This window comes from Micromonospora sp. LZ37 (assembly GCF_059359015.1).
Genome location: NZ_JCADBL010000019.1, coordinates 36,898 through 55,918 on the forward strand (window position 1 = coordinate 36,898; position 19,021 = coordinate 55,918).

General features: G+C 75.2%; 16 protein-coding genes and 1 pseudogene. 7 read left to right on the plus strand and 10 right to left on the minus strand.

Annotation, left to right across the window (positions count from 1 at the left end; all coding sequences use genetic code 11):
• Window positions 1-10 precede the first annotated feature (10 nt).
• The 5 genes from AC5L3Z_RS28595 to AC5L3Z_RS28615 all read right to left on the minus strand — a co-directional run bounded on the left by AC5L3Z_RS28595 (window position 11) and on the right by AC5L3Z_RS28615 (window position 4,556).
• A complete protein-coding gene (locus AC5L3Z_RS28595; protein WP_494846366.1) occupies window positions 11-496 on the minus strand; it encodes an Lrp/AsnC family transcriptional regulator in 486 nt (161 codons plus the stop codon).
• A gap of 60 nt (window positions 497-556) precedes the next feature.
• Complete coding sequence (locus AC5L3Z_RS28600) at window positions 557-772, minus strand: DUF433 domain-containing protein (RefSeq protein WP_494846367.1); 216 nt, start codon at window positions 770-772, stop codon at window positions 557-559.
• A gap of 9 nt (window positions 773-781) precedes the next feature.
• The gene (locus tag AC5L3Z_RS28605) at window positions 782-1,924 is read right to left on the minus strand and encodes an acyl-CoA dehydrogenase family protein (protein ID WP_494846369.1); all 1,143 of its coding nucleotides are present in this window, start codon (window positions 1,922-1,924) and stop codon (window positions 782-784) included.
• Window positions 1,921-3,003 (minus strand): M24 family metallopeptidase, encoded by a 1,083-nt coding sequence (locus AC5L3Z_RS28610; protein WP_494846410.1) that lies wholly within the window; start codon window positions 3,001-3,003, stop codon window positions 1,921-1,923. Before AC5L3Z_RS28610 ends, AC5L3Z_RS28605 begins: the two co-directional genes overlap by 4 nt.
• An 89-nt stretch (window positions 3,004-3,092) precedes the next feature.
• Window positions 3,093-4,556 carry a hypothetical protein gene (locus tag AC5L3Z_RS28615; protein ID WP_494846370.1) on the minus strand — a complete coding sequence of 488 codons (1,464 nt, stop codon included), beginning with the start codon at window positions 4,554-4,556 and terminating at the stop codon, window positions 3,093-3,095.
• A 168-nt stretch (window positions 4,557-4,724) separates the two neighbouring features.
• On the opposite strand from AC5L3Z_RS28615, the gene AC5L3Z_RS28620 reads away from it, so the two are divergent.
• Entirely contained in the window at window positions 4,725-5,759 is a 1,035-nt protein-coding gene (locus tag AC5L3Z_RS28620) for an aldo/keto reductase (protein WP_494846371.1), read from the plus strand.
• 232 nt (window positions 5,760-5,991) lie between these two features.
• On the opposite strand, the gene AC5L3Z_RS28625 is transcribed toward AC5L3Z_RS28620, so the two are convergent.
• Window positions 5,992-7,065 carry a DUF4037 domain-containing protein gene (locus AC5L3Z_RS28625; protein ID WP_494846373.1) on the minus strand — a complete coding sequence of 358 codons (1,074 nt, stop codon included), beginning with the start codon at window positions 7,063-7,065 and terminating at the stop codon, window positions 5,992-5,994.
• On the opposite strand from AC5L3Z_RS28625, the gene AC5L3Z_RS28630 reads away from it, so the two are divergent.
• The gene (locus AC5L3Z_RS28630; protein ID WP_494846374.1) at window positions 7,064-7,393 is read left to right on the plus strand and encodes a hypothetical protein; all 330 of its coding nucleotides are present in this window, start codon (window positions 7,064-7,066) and stop codon (window positions 7,391-7,393) included. The genes AC5L3Z_RS28625 and AC5L3Z_RS28630 overlap by 2 nt on opposite strands.
• An 83-nt stretch (window positions 7,394-7,476) precedes the next feature.
• The gene (locus AC5L3Z_RS28635) at window positions 7,477-8,397 is read left to right on the plus strand and encodes a 5'-3' exonuclease (protein ID WP_334530495.1); all 921 of its coding nucleotides are present in this window, start codon (window positions 7,477-7,479) and stop codon (window positions 8,395-8,397) included.
• A 65-nt stretch (window positions 8,398-8,462) separates the two neighbouring features.
• Here the strand turns inward: AC5L3Z_RS28635 and AC5L3Z_RS28640 are convergent, their stop codons facing one another.
• Window positions 8,463-11,264: a DEAD/DEAH box helicase gene (locus tag AC5L3Z_RS28640; protein WP_494846375.1), complete on the minus strand. Its 2,802-nt coding sequence runs from the start codon at window positions 11,262-11,264 to the stop codon at window positions 8,463-8,465.
• Window positions 11,265-11,350: 86 nt separating this feature from the next.
• On the opposite strand from AC5L3Z_RS28640, the gene AC5L3Z_RS28645 reads away from it, so the two are divergent.
• The 4 genes and pseudogenes from AC5L3Z_RS28645 (at window position 11,351) to AC5L3Z_RS28660 (ending at window position 14,692) form a co-directional block, all read left to right on the plus strand.
• A complete protein-coding gene (locus AC5L3Z_RS28645) occupies window positions 11,351-12,115 on the plus strand; it encodes an HAD family hydrolase (protein ID WP_494846377.1) in 765 nt (254 codons plus the stop codon).
• Window positions 12,116-12,230: 115 nt separating this feature from the next.
• On the plus strand, window positions 12,231-12,938 hold the full coding sequence (locus tag AC5L3Z_RS28650) for a TetR/AcrR family transcriptional regulator (RefSeq protein ID WP_494846378.1): 708 nt from the start codon (window positions 12,231-12,233) through the stop codon (window positions 12,936-12,938).
• Window positions 12,935-13,232: pseudogene (locus tag AC5L3Z_RS28655) on the plus strand (hypothetical protein); the annotation flags it as partial. The gene AC5L3Z_RS28650 and the pseudogene AC5L3Z_RS28655, both read left to right, overlap by 4 nt.
• A gap of 452 nt (window positions 13,233-13,684) precedes the next feature.
• Window positions 13,685-14,692, plus strand: coding sequence for an EamA family transporter (locus AC5L3Z_RS28660; protein ID WP_494846379.1), 1,008 nt, complete (start codon window positions 13,685-13,687; stop codon window positions 14,690-14,692).
• On the opposite strand, the gene AC5L3Z_RS28665 is transcribed toward AC5L3Z_RS28660, so the two are convergent.
• From AC5L3Z_RS28665 to AC5L3Z_RS28675, 3 genes are all read right to left on the minus strand, one after another.
• Window positions 14,655-15,581 carry a diacylglycerol kinase family protein gene (locus tag AC5L3Z_RS28665; protein ID WP_494846411.1) on the minus strand — a complete coding sequence of 309 codons (927 nt, stop codon included), beginning with the start codon at window positions 15,579-15,581 and terminating at the stop codon, window positions 14,655-14,657. The genes AC5L3Z_RS28660 and AC5L3Z_RS28665 overlap by 38 nt on opposite strands.
• Before the next feature lie 46 nt (window positions 15,582-15,627).
• Window positions 15,628-16,671: a zinc-dependent alcohol dehydrogenase family protein gene (locus tag AC5L3Z_RS28670; RefSeq protein WP_494846381.1), complete on the minus strand. Its 1,044-nt coding sequence runs from the start codon at window positions 16,669-16,671 to the stop codon at window positions 15,628-15,630.
• A gap of 752 nt (window positions 16,672-17,423) precedes the next feature.
• Window positions 17,424-18,863 carry a serine hydrolase domain-containing protein gene (locus tag AC5L3Z_RS28675; RefSeq protein ID WP_494846382.1) on the minus strand — a complete coding sequence of 480 codons (1,440 nt, stop codon included), beginning with the start codon at window positions 18,861-18,863 and terminating at the stop codon, window positions 17,424-17,426.
• Between the last annotated feature and the right edge of the window lie 158 nt (window positions 18,864-19,021).

A 19,021-nucleotide genomic window follows, 5' to 3' on the forward strand; every position in this document is an offset into this window, starting at 1 on the left:
CCGCCGCGGGTCAGGAGCCGTTCGCCTCCCGCGACCGCACCCGCGACCCACCGCCGGCGGTCTTCGGCGGCCGGCCCTCGTACGGCGTGGACAGCACCACCGTCGTGCGGGTGGTGACGTTCGCGGCGGTCCGGATCTCCTGGAGCACCCGCTCCAGGTCGGCCGGGCCGGCCACCCGCACCAGCAGCAGGTAGAAGTCCTCCCCCGCCACCGAGTAGCAGGAGTCGATCTCGGGCAGGTGGGCCAGCCGCTCCGGGGCGTCGTCCGGTTGCGACGGGTCGAACGGCCGGATCGCCACGAAGGCGGTCAGCGGCAGGTCCAGCGCCTCGAAGGACACCTTCGCGGTGTAGCCGCTGATCACGCCGCGGTGCTCCAGCCGGCGGACCCGCTGGTGCACCGCGGAGACCGACAGCCCGACCTTCTCGGCCAGGTCGGTGTACGACAGCCGACCGTCAACGGTCAGCGCGGCGACGATGGCGCGGTCGATCTCCTCCACGGCAGGCAACCTACCGGTTGCGGCGCCGCCGTGCGAGTACGGGCCCGCCGAGCGTCACGCTCAGCGGGCCGACCGGTCGCGCACCGCGTCCGCGGCGAAGTTCAACACCTCCGCCATGTCCTCCTCGTCGAAGAAGGGCAGGTCGGTGAGGATGTCCGTGACGGACATTCCCTCGGCCATCATCGCCAGCAGGGTCGCCACCGGGATCCGGGACTGCCGCACGCAGGGCGCACCGCCCATCACCTCAGGGTCGATGGTGATCCGGGGGAAGGCCACCGGCACAGGTTAGCCCTTCGCCAGCGCCCGGGAGATGACCAGACGCTGGATCTGGTTGGTGCCCTCCACGATCTGGAGCACCTTCGCCTCCCGCATGTACCGCTCGACCGGGTGGTCGGCGACGTAGCCGGCGCCGCCGAGGACCTGCACCGCGTCGGTGGTCACCCGCATCGCCACGTCGGTGGCGAAGAGCTTCGCCTTCGCCGCCTCGATGGAGTACGGCCGGCCGGCGTCGCGCAGCCGGGCGGCGGCCAGGGTCAGCGCCCGGGCGGCGGAGATCTGGGTGGCCAGGTCGGCCAGGGTGAAGCCGAGCCCCTGGAAGTCGATGATCGCCCGGCCGAACTGCTGCCGCTCCTTGGCGTAGCCGACGGCGTAGTCCAGCGCCGCCTGGGCCAGCCCGACGGCGCAGGCGGCGATGCCGAGCCGGCCGGAGTCCAGGGCGGACATCGCGATGGTGAAGCCGGCCCCCTCCCCGCCGATCAGCCGCTCCGCGGGCACCCGGGCGTCGTCGAAGGCGATCTGCGCCACCGGGGAGGAGTGCAGGCCCATCGTCCGCTCGGCGGCCTGCGGGACGATCCCCGGGGTGCCGCGGTCGGCGAGCAGGCAGGAGATGCCCTTCGGGCCGGGGCCGCCGGTGCGGCAGAAGATGTTGTAGAAGTCCGCGACCCGGGCGTGGGTGATCCACGCCTTGGTCCCGGAGACCAGGTAGGAGTCGCCGTCGCGGACCGCGCGGGTGGTCAGCGACGCGGCGTCCGAGCCCCCCTGCGGCTCGGAGAGGCAGTACGCCCCGAGCAGCTCCCCGCCGATCATGTCGGGCAGCAGCTTGCGCTGCTCGTCGGTGCCGAACTGGGCCACCGGGTAGCAGGACAGGGTGTGCACGCTGACCGCCTCGGCGACCGCGAGCCAGCGGCTGGCCAGGATCTCCAGCACCTGGAGGTAGACCTCGTACGGCTGGGCGGCGCCGCCGTGCTCCTCGGCGTACGGCAGGCCGAGCAGGCCGGCCCGGCCGAGGGTGCGCAGCACCTCCCGGGGGAACTCGGCGCGTTCCTCGAAGCCGGCGGCCTTCGGGGCGAGCTCGCGGTCGGCGAGTTCGGTGGCGAGGTCCAGCAGGTCGTGGGCCTCGTCGGTGGGGAGGATCCGGTCGATGGTCATAGCGCGATGAGCTCCGTGGGGATGGTGTTGAGCCGGGTCACGCCGTCCGTCGTGCAGACGACGATGTCCTCGATGCGGGCGCCGTGTCGGCCCGCGAGGTAGATGCCGGGTTCGACGGAGAACGCCATGCCCGGTTCCAGCGGACGGGGGTTGCCCGTCACGACGTACGGCTCCTCGTGCCCGTCCAGGCCGATGCCGTGGCCGGTGCGGTGCAGGAACGCCTCGCCGTACCCGGCGGCGGTGATCGGCTCCCGGGCGGCGGCGTCGACGGCCTCGGCGGTGACGCCGGGCGCGACCGCGGCCACGGCGGCGCGCTGCGCCGCGTCCAGCACCGCGTAGTAGTCGGTGAACTCGGCCGGCGGCCGCCCGCCCGCCACGTAGGTGCGGGTGCAGTCGGAGCGGTAGCCGGAGGGCATGGTGCCGCCGATGTCGACCACGACCGGCTCGCCCGCGCCGATCGGCCGGTCGGAGGTGCCGTGGTGCGGGCTGGCGCCGTTCGGGCCGGCGGCGACGATGACGAAGTCGACGCTCACGTGGCCGGCGGCGCGGATCGCCGCGGCGATGTCCGCGGCCACCTCGGCCTCGGTCCGGCCCGGACGCAGCCACTGGCCCATCCGGGCGTGCACCGCGTCGATCGCCGCGCCGGCTTCGGCCAGCGCGGCCACCTCCGCCGGGGACTTGCGGATCCGCAGCTCGCGCAGCACGTCCGAGGCGAGCCGCTGGGCGGCGGCCGGGAGCGCGGCGCGCAGCGCGAGGACCTGCTCGGCCCACATCCGGTCGGCCAGGCCGACCGCACCGACCGGCCCGCCGAGAGCGGCGGTGACCAGCGGGTACGGGTCGGTGCCGTCGGCGTGGTCGACGATCCGTACACCGGTGGCCGGGGCCGGGGAGGCCTCCGCCGCCGGGCGTTCCAGGGTGGGGACGATCAGCGTCGGCTCGCCCTGGGCGGGCAGCACGAGGCAGGTCAGCCGCTCCCCCGCGTGGGCGTCGTAGCCGGTCAGGTAGCGCAGGTCGGAACCGGGGGTGAGCAGCAGCGCGTCCAGGCCGGCGGCGGCGGTGGCGCGCTGCGCGGCGACCATCCGGTCGGCCGGATACAGCTCGTCGGTTCCCACCCGGTCAGCTTAACGTTCGTTCGGGGTGGCACCCACCGCGGTGCGCGCCGGACCGCTCAGGCGCGGGCGCCGCCGAGGCCGAGCAGCACCGCGAGCCCCAGGGCGCTGCGCGGCGCGTACGGCACCCGCCACAGCCCGCCGTGCGCCGCGGCGTACGCCTCGTCCTGCCACGGGTGCGCCAGCGCCGGCCCGCCACCGGTGCGCAGGTCGTGCACCAGGAGCGCGGCCATCAGCGTGTTGCTGGTGGCCGGCTCGAACACCTCGATGCCGAACCGGTGGGCCCCGGCGTACGCGGCGGCGAGCGCCCGGTTGCGCAGCACCGAACGGGTCCGGGTGGGCGGCGCCACCGTGAACGACACCGTCGCCCCTTCGGCCCGGGCCACCGTCGCCCGCCACCGCTGCAACCGCTTCGCCAGGGCGTAGTTCGGCCCCTGCTGCGGCACCAGGCTGTCGTTGACGCCGGGGTCGGCGCCCGGCGGATAGTTACGGTGCAGCAGCCGGCCGCCGGAGACCACGCGCAGGGACCGGCGGGCCCAGCCACGGGCCGCGTAGCCCCGCTCGGCGTGGGCCACCGCGTCGGCCGGTACGGCGAAGACGTCGGTGGGGGTGGCGAGGAACGCCAGCGCGACGTCGTCACGACGCTGCCGGAGGTGGACGGTGAGCGCGTCGACCGCCATGGCGACCCGCACGTTGGTCGCCCCGTCGGCGTACACGTAGTTGCCGAGCACCAGCCGGCCGTCGGTGCCGCCGAGCCACTCGGCGACCTGCGGGAGCCGGTGCAGCAGATCGGCGCCCGCGCGGGACTCCAGCGCCGGGTCGTCGGCGGTGGTGCCGGGCCGGACCGGCAGCCGGAGCCGCCCGCCGTGGCGGCGGGTGGTCCGCAGCAGCCGCCGCCACAGCTCCGGACGCGGCAGGTCGACCGCGACGACGTCGGAGCCCCAGCGCAGCAGCGACGGCAGCGGACCCATCTCCGCGCCCGCCCCGAGCACCACCACCCGCTGGTCGCGCAGGTCGAGCCAGTCCGGGTTGGCGAGGACCGCGCCGACCGCCTCGGCGCAGGACGGCTCGACCACGCCGGCGGCGACCCAGGCGTCCAGTCGCCGCCGCAGGTCGTCGCCGCGCAGCCGCTGGCCCCGGTACGGCAGGGACAGCTCCCGCTCGACCGGGCCGGCGCCGGTGACCGTCGCCGTCTCCAGCGCCTCGTGGTCGCTCGCGGTGGCGAAGACCTCGTCCAGTCCGGTCTCGCCGCCGTCGGCGCCGACCACCCTCATCCGGGCGTGCAGCGAGGCGAGCCCGTCCCGGGCGATGGTGAGCGCGGCGTCGCGGGAGAGCAGTCCCGCCTCGACGAGCCGGCGGAAGTGTCTAAGGTAGCCGTGCCGCCAGTCGGTCTCGTGCTCCACCGAGCGGGCGCCGACCGGGTCGACGGCGCGCAGGGCGTCGGCGACGACGGCGCGACCGAAGGCGCTCGTGCTGCGCCCCGCACCGGTGCGCGGAAACATCACCCCGGACGGATCGGCCACGGCCACTGTCCCTTCCTCGCGCCTCGCGTCGGATCATCCCGATCGCGGGTGCCACTCTGCCCGATGCCGCGCCGATCCGCAGTGCGGGGCCGCCGGTGGGCGCCCGTGCGGACGGCGCGGCCCGGTGCGAGGATCGGCGGAGTCGCAGCCGACCACCGGAAGGACGCCATGCGCTATCGCACCCTCGGGGCCACCGGAACGGTGGTGTCGAACCTCTGCCTGGGCACGATGACCTTCGGCGCGGAGACCGACGAGGCCGGCAGCTTCGCCCAGCTGGACCGCTTCGTCGAAGCCGGCGGCAACTTCGTCGACACCGCCGACGTCTACTCCGCCGGGGTCTCCGAGGAGATCGTCGGACGGTGGCTGCGCACGCGCCCGGACCTGCGGGACCGGGTGGTGATCGCCACCAAGGGGCGGTTCCCGATGGGACCCGGGCCCAACGACGCCGGCCTGTCCCGGGTGCACCTCACCCGGGCCCTGGACGCCAGCCTGCGGCGGCTCGGCGTGGAGGCCGTCGACCTCTACCAGGCGCACGCCTGGGATCCGCTGACGCCGCTGCCGGAGACGCTGCGCTTCTTCGACGACGCGGTACGCGCCGGCAAGATCCGCTACGCCGGGGTCAGCAACTTCACCGGCTGGCAGTTGCAAAAGGCCGCGCTGTTGACCCAGCACCTCGGCCTCACCCCGGTGGTGACCCTGCAACCGCAGTACAACCTCCTCGTCCGCGAGGTCGAGTTCGAGCTGGTGCCGGTCTGCGAGAACGAGGGCATCGGCATCCTGCCCTGGTCCCCGCTGGGCGGTGGTTGGCTCACCGGCAAGTACCAGCGGGACAGCGCACCCACCGGCGCCACCCGGCTCGGTGAGGACCCGGAGCGGGGCGTCGAGGCGTACGCGGGGCGCAACGCCCAGGAGCGCACCTGGCGGGTGATCGACGCCGTGCGGCAGGTGGCCGCCCAGCGCGCCGTCTCCATGTCGGCGGTGGCGCTGGCCTGGCTGGCCGACCGGCCCGCGGTCACCTCGGTGATCCTCGGCGCCCGGACCACCGACCAGCTCGACGACAACCTCACCGCCGCCGACCTCAGCCTGGACGCGGAGCAGACCCGGCTGCTGGACGAGGCGAGCGCCCCGCCGGTCGCCGACTACCCGTACGGCGGGCCGGGGGTGCGGCAGCGCGACCGCAACCTCCCCGCCGGGCCGGCGTAGCCCGGCCGGTCGTCAGGGTCGCGCCACCTCGCACCTGATCACCGTCGGCGGGGCCCAGGTCGACGTAGCCGACGTCTAGGACGTCGGTGCGGACCTGCCGGACCGGTCCGAGCTGGGGCAGGGCGTCGTTCATTGCACCACCGATCGCCGGGCTCTGGGCGGCGGGCGTCACACCCGAGGCGATGCGGGCCCACCCGGTGGCAGCGACGGAACGACCGGAAACCGCCGGCGATCAGTCCGGCAGCACCGCCGCCGCGACCCGGCGGACCCGGTCGGGGTGGCCGAGCACCTCGGTGCTGTGCAGGTACTGGTCGACCGCGCCGACCGGCGGGCGCCTCCGCAGCGCCGGGTCGGTAATCGCGACGGACAGCGCGGCGGCGAACCGGGCGGCGTCGAGCACCAGGAACGGACGGGAGTGGAACGGGCGCGCCGTCGGGTCGACCGGCGCGGCCAGCCCGGTGTCGTTGGTCCAGCCGGCGAGGCTCTCCAGGGCCCGGACCAGGCCGGCCTGCCGGTCGGCCCAGTCGCCGGAACCGACGGCGTCGCCGAGCGCGCCGATCACCGGCGCCGCCGCCGGCAGCCGGGCGAAGGCGGTGCCGAGCCACTTGTCGTACGGGGGCCAGCGGCGGTGCAGCAGCAGCCCGAGTCGCATCAGGTCCCGGGCCAGTCCGGCGGCCACCACCCGGCTGCCCAGCTCGTCGCCGACCTCGGCGCACCGTCCGGCCAGGTGCTCGGCCTGCCCGACCCGGCTCCACGCGGCGGCCAGCACGTGCCGCCACACGTCGTCCGGATACCAGTCCAGCCGGGCCCGGGCGGTGGTCAGCGCCCCGTCCAGGCCGTCGTAAAAGACCGCGCCACCGGTCAGCTCGGCGAACCGCTGGGTGGGTGTGGCCAACCAGTCGGCGGCCGCCACCGGCGCCCCCGGGTCGAAGCCGAGCCGGCCGCGCAGCCACCCGCCCAGCTCGTCCACGCTCACTCCGTGCCGGTCACCCCCGGGATCGGCCACGCCGAGCCGGGTGTCGGCGCCGCCGCGGTACCGGGTCGGCCAGCCGAGGAACTCCGGCGGCAGGTCGGCGTCGAGCGCGGCGCGGACCGGCGCGACCTCGGCCGGGTCGGCGACGAAGAGCTGCACCCGCGGGCCCCAGTCGTGGTCGGTGGAGCGCGGGGTGTCCAGGCCGAGCAGCTCCGAACCGCCGTCGAGCAGACCGGCGGCGTACCGCAGGCCGGGCAGGTGGCGGGCCAGCAGCGGGGCGACGACCTCGTCGTGGAAGCGGCGGCAGAGGATCAGACCGGGCAGGAACGCCATGCCTCGCAGTCTGCCGGTCGACGTCGGCCCCACCCACCCGTTATCGGTCCGCCGGCCGGTCACCGCCGATAGCCTGGACCGGGAGCGGATCGGGCGGAAGGTGGGAGCGGTGGCGGACGACCGGGCCGGGGTACGCCGACGAAGGCTGCTCTGGGCCGGCATCCTCGCCCTGGTCGGGCTGGTGCTGCTCGCCCTCGGCCTCACCGTGGCCGACGGCGCTCTCGCCGGCATCGAGGTGGTGCTGGCGATCGCGCTGCTGGTGGCGAGCTACGCCGTGCAGCACCTGGCCCGCCGGGAGAGCCTCTACCGGCACGACGACCGGCGCTGAACGGGCGGCACCGCGGCCCCTCCACCCTCGGCGAGGGCCCGCCCTCCCCCACGTCGTCGGGGGGCTGTGTCAGGCTGTCCGGCGTGACACAGCGACCCCCGATCCTGCTGATCGACTCGCCCAGCCTCTACTTCCGGGCGTACTTCGGCATCCCCGAGTCGGCCGCGAGGACCGAGGACGGCCAGCCGGTCAACGCCGTGCGCGGCTTCCTCGACATGCTCGCCCAGCTGGTCCGCACCCGCCGGCCCGACCGGATGGTCTGCGCGTTGGACCACGACTGGCGGCCGGCCTGGCGGGTGGAGCTGCTGCCGTCGTACAAGGCGCACCGGGTGGCGCCCGAGGGGGGTGAGGTGGTGCCGGACACCCTCTCTCCGCAGGTGCCGGTGATCCTGGAGGTGCTCTCCGCGATCGGCATCACCGCGGTCGGCGCCACCGGCTACGAGGCCGACGACGTGCTGGGCACCCTGTCGGTGACGCAGCCCGCGCCGGCCGAGGTGGTCTCCGGCGACCGCGACCTGTTCCAGCTGGTCGACGACGTCCGCGGGGTGCGGCTGCTCTACGTCGGTCGCGGGGTGGCCAAGTTGGACGACTGCGACGACGCGGCGGTCCGCGCCCGGTACGGCGTGCCGGCCGACCGGTACGCCGACTTCGCGGCGCTGCGCGGCGACCCCAGTGACGGACTGCCCGGGGTGCCCGGCGTGGGCGAGAAGACCGCCGCCCGGCTGATCGAGCGCTACGGCGGCCTGCCGGGCATCCTCGACGCGCTCGACGACCCCGGATCGGGTTTCGCGCCGGGGCTGCGGGCCCGGCTGGTCGGGGCGCGGGACTACCTGGCCGTCGCGCCGAAGGTGGTGGAGGTGGCGCGGGACGTCCCGCTGCCGGAGCTGGCCACCGCGCTACCGACGGCGCCCGTGGACCCGGACCGGTTGCTGGAGCTGGCGCAGCGGTGGAACCTGGCCGGCTCGTGCCGGCGGCTGGTGGACGCGCTGGCCGACCGTTCCTGATGCCCTACGGCCGGCTGCGGCGGTCGTGGTGACCGCCGCGGCCGGCCCGCGTGACCCGCTGGTGACTATGCCGTGGCGTGGTAGGCGAGCACGCCCCGGTTGACGGCGGCGATCGCCTGGCGTGCGGTGGCCCGCAGCTCCACCGACGCGCCGCCGGAGTCGGCGAGCTGGCCGAGCAGGTCGACCACCTGCCGGGCCCAGCGGACGAAGTCACCGGCGGGCATCTCCCCGTCGATTTCGTGGCCGCTGGCGAGCACCTTGGCGAGGGCCTCACCGCGCGCCCAGCGGTAGATCGGCCAGGCGAAGCCGAGATCCGGTTCGCGGGTGACGGTGAGACCACGGCCGGCCTCGTCGGCCTCGATCTCGCTCCACAGCTTGAGCGTCTCGTCGACCGCGTCGGCGACCGCGCCGCGCGGCAGTGAGGCACGCTCATCGACGTCGCGGCGGGCCTCGAAGACCACCACGGAGACGGCGGAGGCCAGCTCGGCCGGGGAGAGACCGTCCCAGACGCCGCGGCGCAGGCACTCGGCGACCAGCAGGTCCGCCTCCGTCCAGATCCGACCCAGCATCCGGCCGGCGTCGGTGACCGCGCCGTCGGCGGCGAGATAGCCGCGGGCGGTGAGCAGCGCGACGATCCGGTCGAAGGTACGGGCCAGGGAGCCCGTCCGGCCGGCGACCCGCTGCCGCAGCTCCTCGGTGTCCTTCTCCAGCCGGCGGCGCCGCTCGGCCCAGCGGGCGTGCTCCTCCCGCTCCGGGCAGGCGTGGCAGGGATGCCGGCGCAGCTCGTTGCGGAGCTGGCTGAGCTGGTGGTCGTCGCCCGGGGTCTGCCGGGACCGGCCGCCCCGGCGACCGCCGTGCCGGTCCAGCCCCGTGCCGCTGACCTCGGCGGCCAGGTCACGCCGGGCCGCCGGGGAGCGGTGGTTGAAGTGCTTCGGCACCCGGATCCGGGCGAGCACCTCGGCCGGGGTGGTGAAGTCTCCGGGGGTGACCCGGCCGGCCCAGCGGTCCTGGGTGAGCACCAGGGGGCGCGGTTCACCGAAGCCGCCGGTGGCCGGGTCGAGGACGACCGCGAGACCGGCGCGGCGGCCGGAGGGCACCCGGATCACGTCGCCGATCCGCAGCCGCTCCAGTGACTCCACCGCGGCGGCCTTGCGCTGGCTCTGTCCCTGCCGGGCGATGGCGCGTTCCCGGTCGGCGATCGCCACCCGCAGCGCGAAGTACTCCTCGAAGTCGCCGTGGTGGCAGGCGGCCTCCGCGCCGTACTCCTCGATGGTCTCGGTGTTGCGCTGCACCTGCCGGGCCAGGCCGACCACCGAGCGGTCGGCCTGGAACTGGGCGAACGACGACTCCAGCAGCGCCCGGGCCGGTTCCGCCCCGACGGTGCCGACCAGGTTGACCGCCATGTTGTACGAGGGCCGGAAGCTGGAGCGCAGCGGATAGGTGCGGGTGGAGGCGAGGCCGGCGACGTGCCGCGGGTCGGTCTCCGGGGACCAGACCACCACGGCGTGCCCCTCGACGTCGATGCCGCGTCGACCGGCCCGGCCGGTGAGCTGGGTGTACTCCCCCGGGGTGAGGTCGACGTGGGCCTCGCCGTTGTACTTGACCAGCCGTTCGAGGACCACGCAGCGGGCCGGCATGTTGATGCCCAGGGCGAGGGTCTCGGTGGCGAAGACCGCCTTGACCAGCCCCCGGACGAAGAGCTCCTCGACGACCTCCTTGAAGACCGGGAGCATGCCGGCGTGGTGGGCGGCCAGGCCGCGCTCCAAGCCGTCGAGCCACTCCCAGTAGCCGAGCACCGTCAGGTCCTCACCGGGGATCGCGGTCACCCGGCTCTCCACCACCTGGCGGATCTCGGCGCGCTCCTCGGCGGAGGTGAGCCGCAGCCCGGCGGCGAGGCACTGCTGCACCGCGGCGGCGCAGCCGGCCCGGCTGAAGATGAACAGGATCGCCGGGAGCAGCCCCTCCCGGTCGAGCCGGTCGACGATGTCGGGGCGCATCGGCCCGCGCCAGCGGGGGCCCCGCCGACCGGCGCCCGGTCCGGCGCTGCGGCCCTCGCCCAGCTCCAGCCGGCGCACCGTGTCGCGGGTGTAGCGCAGCAGCTCCGGGTGCACGTCGTGCTTGCGGGCGGCGTCGGCGTCGTGGAACAGGTCGAACATCCGCTTGCCGACCAGCATGTGCTGCCACAGCGGCACCGGCCGGTGCTCGCTGACCACCACCGCGGTCTCGCCGCGCACGGTGACCAGCCAGTCGGCGAACTCCTCAGCGTTGGAGACGGTGGCCGAGAGGGAGACCAGGGTGACCGAGGAGGGCAAATGGATGATCACCTCTTCCCAGACCCCGCCGCGGAACCGGTCGGCGAGGTAGTGCACCTCGTCCATCACCACGTACGCCAGGCCCTCGAGGGTGCTGGAGCCGGCGTAGAGCATGTTGCGCAGCACCTCGGTGGTCATCACCACCACCGGCGCGTCGCCGTTGATCGCGTTGTCGCCGGTGAGCAGGCCGACCCGCTCGGCGCCGTAGCGGTCGACCAGGTCGTGGTACTTCTGGTTGGACAGCGCCTTGATCGGGGTGGTGTAGAAGCACTTGCGCCGGGGGGCGGGGCCGTCGGCGCCGTCGGCCCCCGCCGGCCTGCCGGGGGTGCCGCGCAACGCGAGGTGTACGGCAAACTCGCCGACCACGGTCTTGCCGGCGCCGGTGGGAGCGCAGACCAGCACACCGCTGCCCCGTTCCAGGGACTGGCACGCCTCCCGCTGGAAGTCGTCGAGATCGAATCCCAGGTCGAGGGCGAACTCTTCCAGGGCCGGGAACTCGGAGGCCTGCGCGGCCCGGCGGCGCGCCGCGGCGTACCGCTCGGCGGGGCTCGACATGTGTCCAAGATTAGTGCTTCCCCCCGACGCGCACTGGACAAGGCCGTCCGGCGGGACCGTCCGAGGCGGTCGGTAGGGTGCACGACGTGCCGGACCATGCCGAACCGCCCCTCGCCTCGAACGGCGCCGACGACGCCGTCCGTTCGGGCGCGTCCCGCCGCCCCGTGGAGGCGGTCCTCTTCGACTTCCACGGCACCCTGGCCCAGGTGGAGGAGCCCCGCGACTGGGTGCTCGCCGCCGCGTCGGCGTGCGGGGTGAGCCTGGAGCGGATGCGGGCCACCGCGCTGGCCGACCGGCTGATGACGGCCGGGCGGGCGGGCGGGCCGCCGCCGGCCCGGGTGCCGGCCCGGCTGGCGGAGCTCTGGGCCGACCGGGACCTCTACCAGCACGCGCACCGGGGGGCGTACACCGGGCTGGCCGAGACGGTCGACGCCGGCATCGAGGGTTTCGCCGAGGCGCTCTACGAGCGGCTGCTGGTGCCGGAGGGCTGGGTGCCCTACCCGGACACCGCCGCCACGCTGACCGCGCTGCGGGCGGCCGGAGTGAAGGTCGCGGTGGTGAGCAACATCGGCTTCGACATCCGGCCGCTCTTCGCCGCCTGGGGCCTCGACGAGCTGGTCGACGCGTACGCGCTGTCGTACGAGGTGGGGCGGTGCAAGCCGGATCCGGGGATCTTCCTGCGGGCCTGCGGCATGCTCGGGGTGGACCCGGAGCGGGCGCTGATGGTGGGCGACACCCCGGCCGACGCGGGCGCGGTCGACGCCGGCTGCGCGGTGCTGGTGCTGCCGTGCGCCGAGCCGGGGCGCCGCAACGGCCTCGGCGCGGTGCTCGACCTGGCGCTGCCGAGCTGACCGACAGCCCCACCGCCCGGTAGCGGGCCCGGAACCGACCGACTATCGCCGCTAACACGATCATGATTCTCGCGTTAGCGATGGCCGCTAACAGCCGGAGGTTATCGTCGCTGTCATGACTGAGACGTCGGCCCGGGACCGGATCGTGCGGGTCGCCGCCGCGCTGCTCGCCGAGGGCGGCCGGGACGCGGTGACCACCCGGGCGGTCAGCCGCGCGGCCGGGGTGCAGGCGCCGACCATCTACCGTCAGTTCGGCGACATGCGCGGCCTGCTGGACGCGGCGGCCAGCTACGGCTTCGCGGCGTACCTGCACGCCCAGGCGGCCCAGGAGCCCGCCGAGGACCCCGTGGACGACCTGCGCCGGGGCTGGGACATGCACGTCGGCTTCGGCGTGGCCAACCCCGCCTTCCACACCCTGATGTACGGAGACCCCCGACCCGGCGTACGGTCCACCGCCGCCCGGGTGGCGGCCGACATCTTCCGCCAGCTCGTCGTCCGGGTCGCCGAGGCGGGCCGGCTCCGGGTCGGCGTGGACCGGGCTGCCGAGATGGTGCACGCCGCGAGCTGCGGAGTCACCCTCACCCTCATCCAGGGCGGCGACCCCGACCTCTCTCCCGCCACCCGGGAGGCGCTCGTCGCGGCGGTCTGCGCCGACAGCCCCGCCGCCCGGGCGATCCGCCCACCCGACCGGCCGGTCCGGCACGCCGTGGCGCTGCGGGCCGCGCTGCCCGAGGTGGCCGCTGGCTTCAGCGCCGCCGAGCGGACGCTGCTCGCCGAGTGGCTCGACCGCCTCGTCGGCGCCGCGCGCCCCCCGACCGCCTGACCCGACGAGTGCTGGTGGCACCGCTCGCCCCGGTGGCCTGGTCGCCGCCGGGCATCGACCTCTCGGCCTGGCGCGCCGCGCTGGCCGAGGACGTGGTGGACCTGCTCGCCACCCTGGCCGAGGTCGAGACCGCGGTCGCCGTGACCGCGGCGGACCGGCCGCTCGCCGAAGCGATGGTCTGGCCCGACACCGTGATCCACGAGGTCAGCCGGCCACCGTCAACACGCCGTCCTGGCCACCCTGACCGATCACGACCAGGCGGCCGTCGTCGCCGCCGACGCGCCGAACCTGCCCGAGTGCGCTCGTCCCCGTGCTGCGCTCGCTTCCGCGCAACCCGAGACCCGGTCGGCTGACCCTTTAGAGCTGATGACGTAAACGACTCACCCGGGCCCGGGGCGGTGATTCGTTTACGTCATCAGCTCTAAAGGACGCACAACCGGCACCGTCGCCGCTGGGACGAGTCGAGCCCGGTGACGACTGGGCCGCCCTGCGGCGCCGTCCGGCGATGCCTGCGGGCGCCGTCCGGCGATGCCTGTGGGCCGCGCCGGTGGCGGCTGCGGGCACGGCGCTACGTGCGGGCCGGTGACGGCAACGGCTGCCGAGGGCCGCGGCCGCCATCGGCGAGGGCTGGTCGGGGTCATCGGTCCGCAGACGCCACCCCGCGACGTGCTTCGGCGGTGTGGCGGTGTCGACCCCGGCGACCACCGGCCGCAGGGCCGCCGGGCCGGCACACTAGCGTCGCCGGCATGGACGCCCGCACCGCAGGCCCGTCGACGCCCGCCGGCGCGGCAGGCCCCACGGCACCCGCCCGCACCCTGCGCCGCTGGGGCGCCGGCCGGGCGGGGGCGGTCGCACTGGTGCTCGGCGGGGCGCTGTCGGTGAACTTCGGCTCGGCGGTCGCCGCACTGCTCTTCCCCCGGGCCGGGGTGGCCGGCACGGTGACCCTGCGGCTGGCCCTCGGCGCGCTGCTGATGCTGCTGGTCTGCCGGCCCCGGCTGCGCGGGCACGACCGGGCCGACTGGCTTGCCGTGGTCGCGTTCGGGCTCGCCCTCGCCGGCATGAACTCGGTGTTCTACCAGGCCATCGAGCGGATCCCGCTGGGGCCGGCGGTGACCCTGGAGGTACTCGGACCACTGACGCTGTCGGTGCTGAGCGCACGCCGGTGGACCGCCTGGTGCTGGGCCGCCCTGGCGCTGGCCGGGGTGGCGCTGCTCGGCCAGGGTGGCTTCGACCGGCTGAACCCGGTCGGCGCGGCTCTCGCGCTGGGCGCCGGCGCGCTGTGGGCGGCGTACATCGTCTGCTCGGCGCGGGTCGGCGGCCGCTTTCCCCGCGCCGACGGCCTGGCCCTGGCCATGGCGGTGGCGGCGCTGGTCACCCTGCCCGTCGGGCTGCTCGACGCCGGGGCGCGGCTGTGGCAGCCGGGTGTGCTGGCGCTCGGCGCCGGGCTGGCGCTGCTCGCCTCCGTGCTGCCGTACACCCTCGAACTGCTGGCGCTGCGCCGGCTGGCCACCTCGACGTTCGCCGTCCTGATGAGCCTCGGCCCGGCGCTCGCCGCGCTCGCCGGGTGGCTGGTGCTCGGGCAGGAGCTGCACGCCACGGAGGTGCTCGCGATCGGGCTGGTGATCGCCGCCAGCGTCGGCGCGGTCCGGGCCGCCGGCCCCACCGCCGGTCAGGCACCGGACGGCGGACCGGTGGTCGAGGGCGCCGGCGGGCGGCTCAGCGCAGCAGCCGCACCGCCCCCGGCACGGCGGTGATCCGCACCGGCAGGGCGAGGGAGCGTTCCCCGTCCGCGTACGTGGTGATGCCCTCGGCGGAGAGCTCCACCTCGCGCGCCCGGTAGCTGCGCACTAAAGGGTGCGTCACGTGGGTGCCGGCGTAGATGCGCGGCTTGACCCGCATCAGGGTGTGCCGGTCGAACCGCCCGCCGACCACCACGTCCAGCAGGCCGTCGGTCGGGTCGGCGGCCGGGCAGATCCGCATCCCGCCGCCGTAGCTGGCGCAGTTGCCGACCGCGACGAGGACCGCGTCGAGGTGGTGCTCCTCGCCGTCGAGACGCAGCGTGTAGCGGCGCGGGCGCAGCCGGGCCAGCTCGACCAGGATCGCCAGGTCGTACCGGCGGGGACCGCGGGGCCAGCGCATCCGGTTGGCCCGTTCGTTGACGATCGCGTCGAACCCGGCCGCGAGCACCGCCCCGTACCAGCGGTCGCCGCCGTCCGGGCCGGTCATCCGGGCCAGGTCCACCGGACGGCTGCGGCGCTCGCGCAGCGCGGCGGCGATCACCTCGACGGCGGCGAGCGGGTCGGCGGGGAAGCCCGTGTCGACCGCGAAGTCGTTGCCGGTGCCCGCCGGGACCGGGCCGAACGGCACCGCCGTACCGGCGACCGCCTGCAACGCCTGGTGCACCGTGCCGTCACCGCCGACCGCGACCAGCGCGGCGGCGCCGCCGGCCACCGCGGCGCGGCACGCCGCCTCGGCCTCGTCGGGGGTACGCGCCGACAGCAGCTCGACCGCGCGGCCGGCGGCGGCCAGCCCGTCGAGCAGCCGGGGCAGCAGGTCACGGTGCCGCCCGCGGCCGGCGGACGGGTTGGCGAGCACGGCGACGGGGCCGGCCGGACGGTGATCGTCTGCGGTCACGGCGAGCACCGTACCGGTCCGCCGGACGCCGGCCGGCAGGGGCGGCATTCCGTGATCAGAAGGTGATGCGGACCTTGAGCGCAGTGCGCTCGTCCATCGCCCGGTAACCGTCGGGCACCCCGTCGAGGGTGACCGTCCGGTCGAACACCGGCGAGGGGTCGAGGGTGCCGTCGAGCACGTCGGCGAGCAGCTCCGGAAGGTACGCGCGGGCCGGGGCGACGCCGCCGGCCAAGGCGACGTTGCGGCCGAACATCTGCCCGATCTCGACGCCGGCGCTGCCGCCGTGCGGCACCCCCACGTAGCCGACCGCCCCGCCGTCGCGGGCGATCGAGATGGCGGTCCGCATCGACTCCCCGGTGCCGACCGCCTCCAGCACGGCGTGCGCGCCCTGACCACGGGTGAGCTCCTGCACCGCGGCGATCGCGGCGTCGCCCCGCTCGGCGACCACGTCGGTGGCGCCGAAGGAGCGGGCAATGTCGGTGCGGGTGGCGTGCCGGCCCAGCGCGATGATCCGCTCGGCGCCGAGGCGGCGGGCCGCCAGCACGCCGCAGAGCCCGACGGCGCCGTCCCCGACGACGGCGACGGTGACGCCGGGACGGACCCGGGCGGCGAGGGCGGCGTGGTGGCCGGTGGCCATCACGTCGGAGAGGGCGAGCAGCGCGGTGAGCAGCCGCTCGTCGTCCGCGGCCTCGGCCGGCAGCCGCACCAGGGTGCCGTCGGCGTACGGGACGCGGACGGCCTCGCCCTGGCCGCCGTCGGAGCCCTCGGAGCCCCAGAACCCACCCTGCGGGCAGGAGGTGTGCAGGCCCTCGCGGCAGAAGTCGCAGACCCCGTCGGACCACACGAACGGCGCGACGACGAGGTCCCCGGTCCGCACCGAGGTGACGTCGGCGCCGACCGCCTCAACCACGCCGAGGAACTCGTGTCCGATCCGCTGCCCCGGCCGGCGGGCGGCCACCCCGCGGTACGCCCACAGGTCGCTGCCGCAGATGCAGGCGGTGACCACCCGCACCACCGCGTCGGTGGGCCGGCGGACGGCGGCGTCCGGGACCTCCTCGACGCGGATGTCGTTCGGTCCGTGGATCACGGTGGCGCGCATGTGGCCGTCCTTCGTGGGCAGGGTGGGCGCGGCGTCCCCGGCCGGGGCGGCGACCGCCCGCAGGACGGTAGTACGGGCCCGCGCCGCGCCAACGCCGCCGGGCGGAGGTGGTGGCCGGACTCACTCACCCCGCCCGGCCCCGGCGGCACACGGCGACCCGACCGCCCCGCCCCCGCCCGGAGCGGGCTGGACGACGCGCGGGCCAGCCGGGACCGGTCCGTGGACCGCCCGTAGTTTCCAGATTAAAGACAACGGTAAGCAGTTGATCTAGGCCCTCACCTGGGGTCATTTCCTCAAGCTGAGGGTTTCCGGTGAGCCGCTTCGGCCGTTTTCCGTGATCCCGGTACGTGGGACGCGGTCAGCGCCTGTGCCGATGGTGGTGCTCGTCGTTCTCGGCGGTGATGCGGGCGGAGGTCTCCTCACCGAGCCGGACGTAGATGCCGAGCGTGGTGGCGGGACTTGGCCTGCAACTCGGCGGCGCTGCGGCCCGGCCAGCAGCCGGGGCAGCAGGCGGGCGGTCGGGGTCTCCCAGTGCACGTAGGCGCGGTCACCGCCTTTCAAGGTGACCAGGGCGCGGCGGAACGCCATGTCGCGGTGTGGGTGGTCCAGGTGCACGGGCGGCGCGACCCCGCCGGCAAGGGCGACACCCCGGCCCGCCGCCACCAGGCAGAGCGGCTCGCAAGCTAACTGCTCGTGTCCGACCGGGCCGCGGTCAAGCACTTCGAGATCCCGACGGAGCCGGAGATCTTCGATCACCGCGCCCTGATCCTCGATCTCTGAGGCCCGCCGAGGGCGTGCGCGCCGATGCCGATCCGGGTCAGCGCGAGGACACCGGCCAGGGCCACCACGGCGACGATGGCGTGGCCGATGTCGGGGGCCCACATGTGCACCTTGGCGAGGCCGGCCCCCCACAGGGTGGGCACCAGCCAGGCGGCAACGGCCGCGGCGAGGGCACATCCGCCGATCCACGCGGCGGTGGTGACGATGGTCCGGCGGCGTGAGCGGACCGTGTCCCGTCGGCGGGCGCGGACGAGTCGGACCAGCGTCGTCACCAGCAGGGCGAGCAGCACGGCCGCGATGGTGAGCAGCCCGACCAGGACCCACATGAAGATCGGGTCCTCGGCGGCGGCCACCGCGGGGGCGTGGCCGTGCAGGATCCGGGCGAGGTCGAACGCTCCGGCGTTGAACGGCGCGTCCATCGGCAGCGCGTAGACGTTCGTCAGCACGACCACCGCCAGGTTCGACCGCGGCACGAGCACGACGTGGCTGAAGAAGTTCGGCGTGGCGCCGGAGTGCCAGACGATGCCGATGCCCGTGCCGTCGAGCGTGTTGTTCTTCCACCCCAGGCCGTAGCTGCCGCCGTGACCGGTGTCCGCGGTTCCGGTGTGCATCTGTCGCACTCCGTCGGCGTCGAGGACCGGCGCGTCCCCGTAACGGCCGCCGCCGATCTGGGCGCTCGCGTAGTGGGTCAGGTCGTCGAGGCTGGCGGCGAGGAACCCGTACGGCACCCCGGCGGTGTCGAACGGTGTGTCGTGCCGCTGCGGGCGGCCCAGGTAGTACCGGTGCCCGGGCGGCACGTCCACGGCGCGGGCCTCCTCGGCGGTCGCCGCGGAACGCGTCATCGCGAGCGGGTCCAGGACGTGGCGGCGCAGGTACCCGCCGAAGGTCTCACCGGTGACGTTCTCGACCAGCGCCCCCAGGATCATGTAGTTGGCGTCGCTGTACCGGTACCCCTGCCCGACCGCGGCGACGGGACGCACGGAGGCCAGGTCGCGCACCGACCGGGCGAGCCCGCCGGAACTGTTGTCGTAGCGGTCGGTCAGCGTGGAGTTCGACACGGCCGGCAGTCCGCTGGTGTGCGTCAGTAGCTGCCGCACCGTCACCGTGCGGGCGGTGTCCCCGTCGCCCAGCCGCAGCCACGGCAGGTAGGTGCGCGCCGGGGCGTCGAGGTCGACCCGGCCGGCCCGGGCCAGTTGCGTCACCGCGAGCGCGGTGAACGACTTGCTGGTGGATCCGAGCAGGAACGGCGTCTGCGCGGTCATCGGGCGGCCGTCGCCGTCGACGCCCCAGGCGCCCTGCCGCAGGACCCGGTCGCCCCGCACGACCGCGTACGCCATCCCCGGTGCCTTCACCCGCTTCATGTACCGGCGCATGTAGGCCTCGCTGGCGGCGAGTTCTTCGGCGGAGGCCACCGCCGCATCGGCCGGTACGGTCGCGACCGGCCCGGCCGCGACCGGAACAGCAACCGGCGGAACAGCCGCGGCTGTATTGGCCGCTGCCGTCGCGATGCACGTGGCCGCCACGGCCAACCGTCGCGCCCATCTCCATCGGGGTGCGGGCTTCACGATGT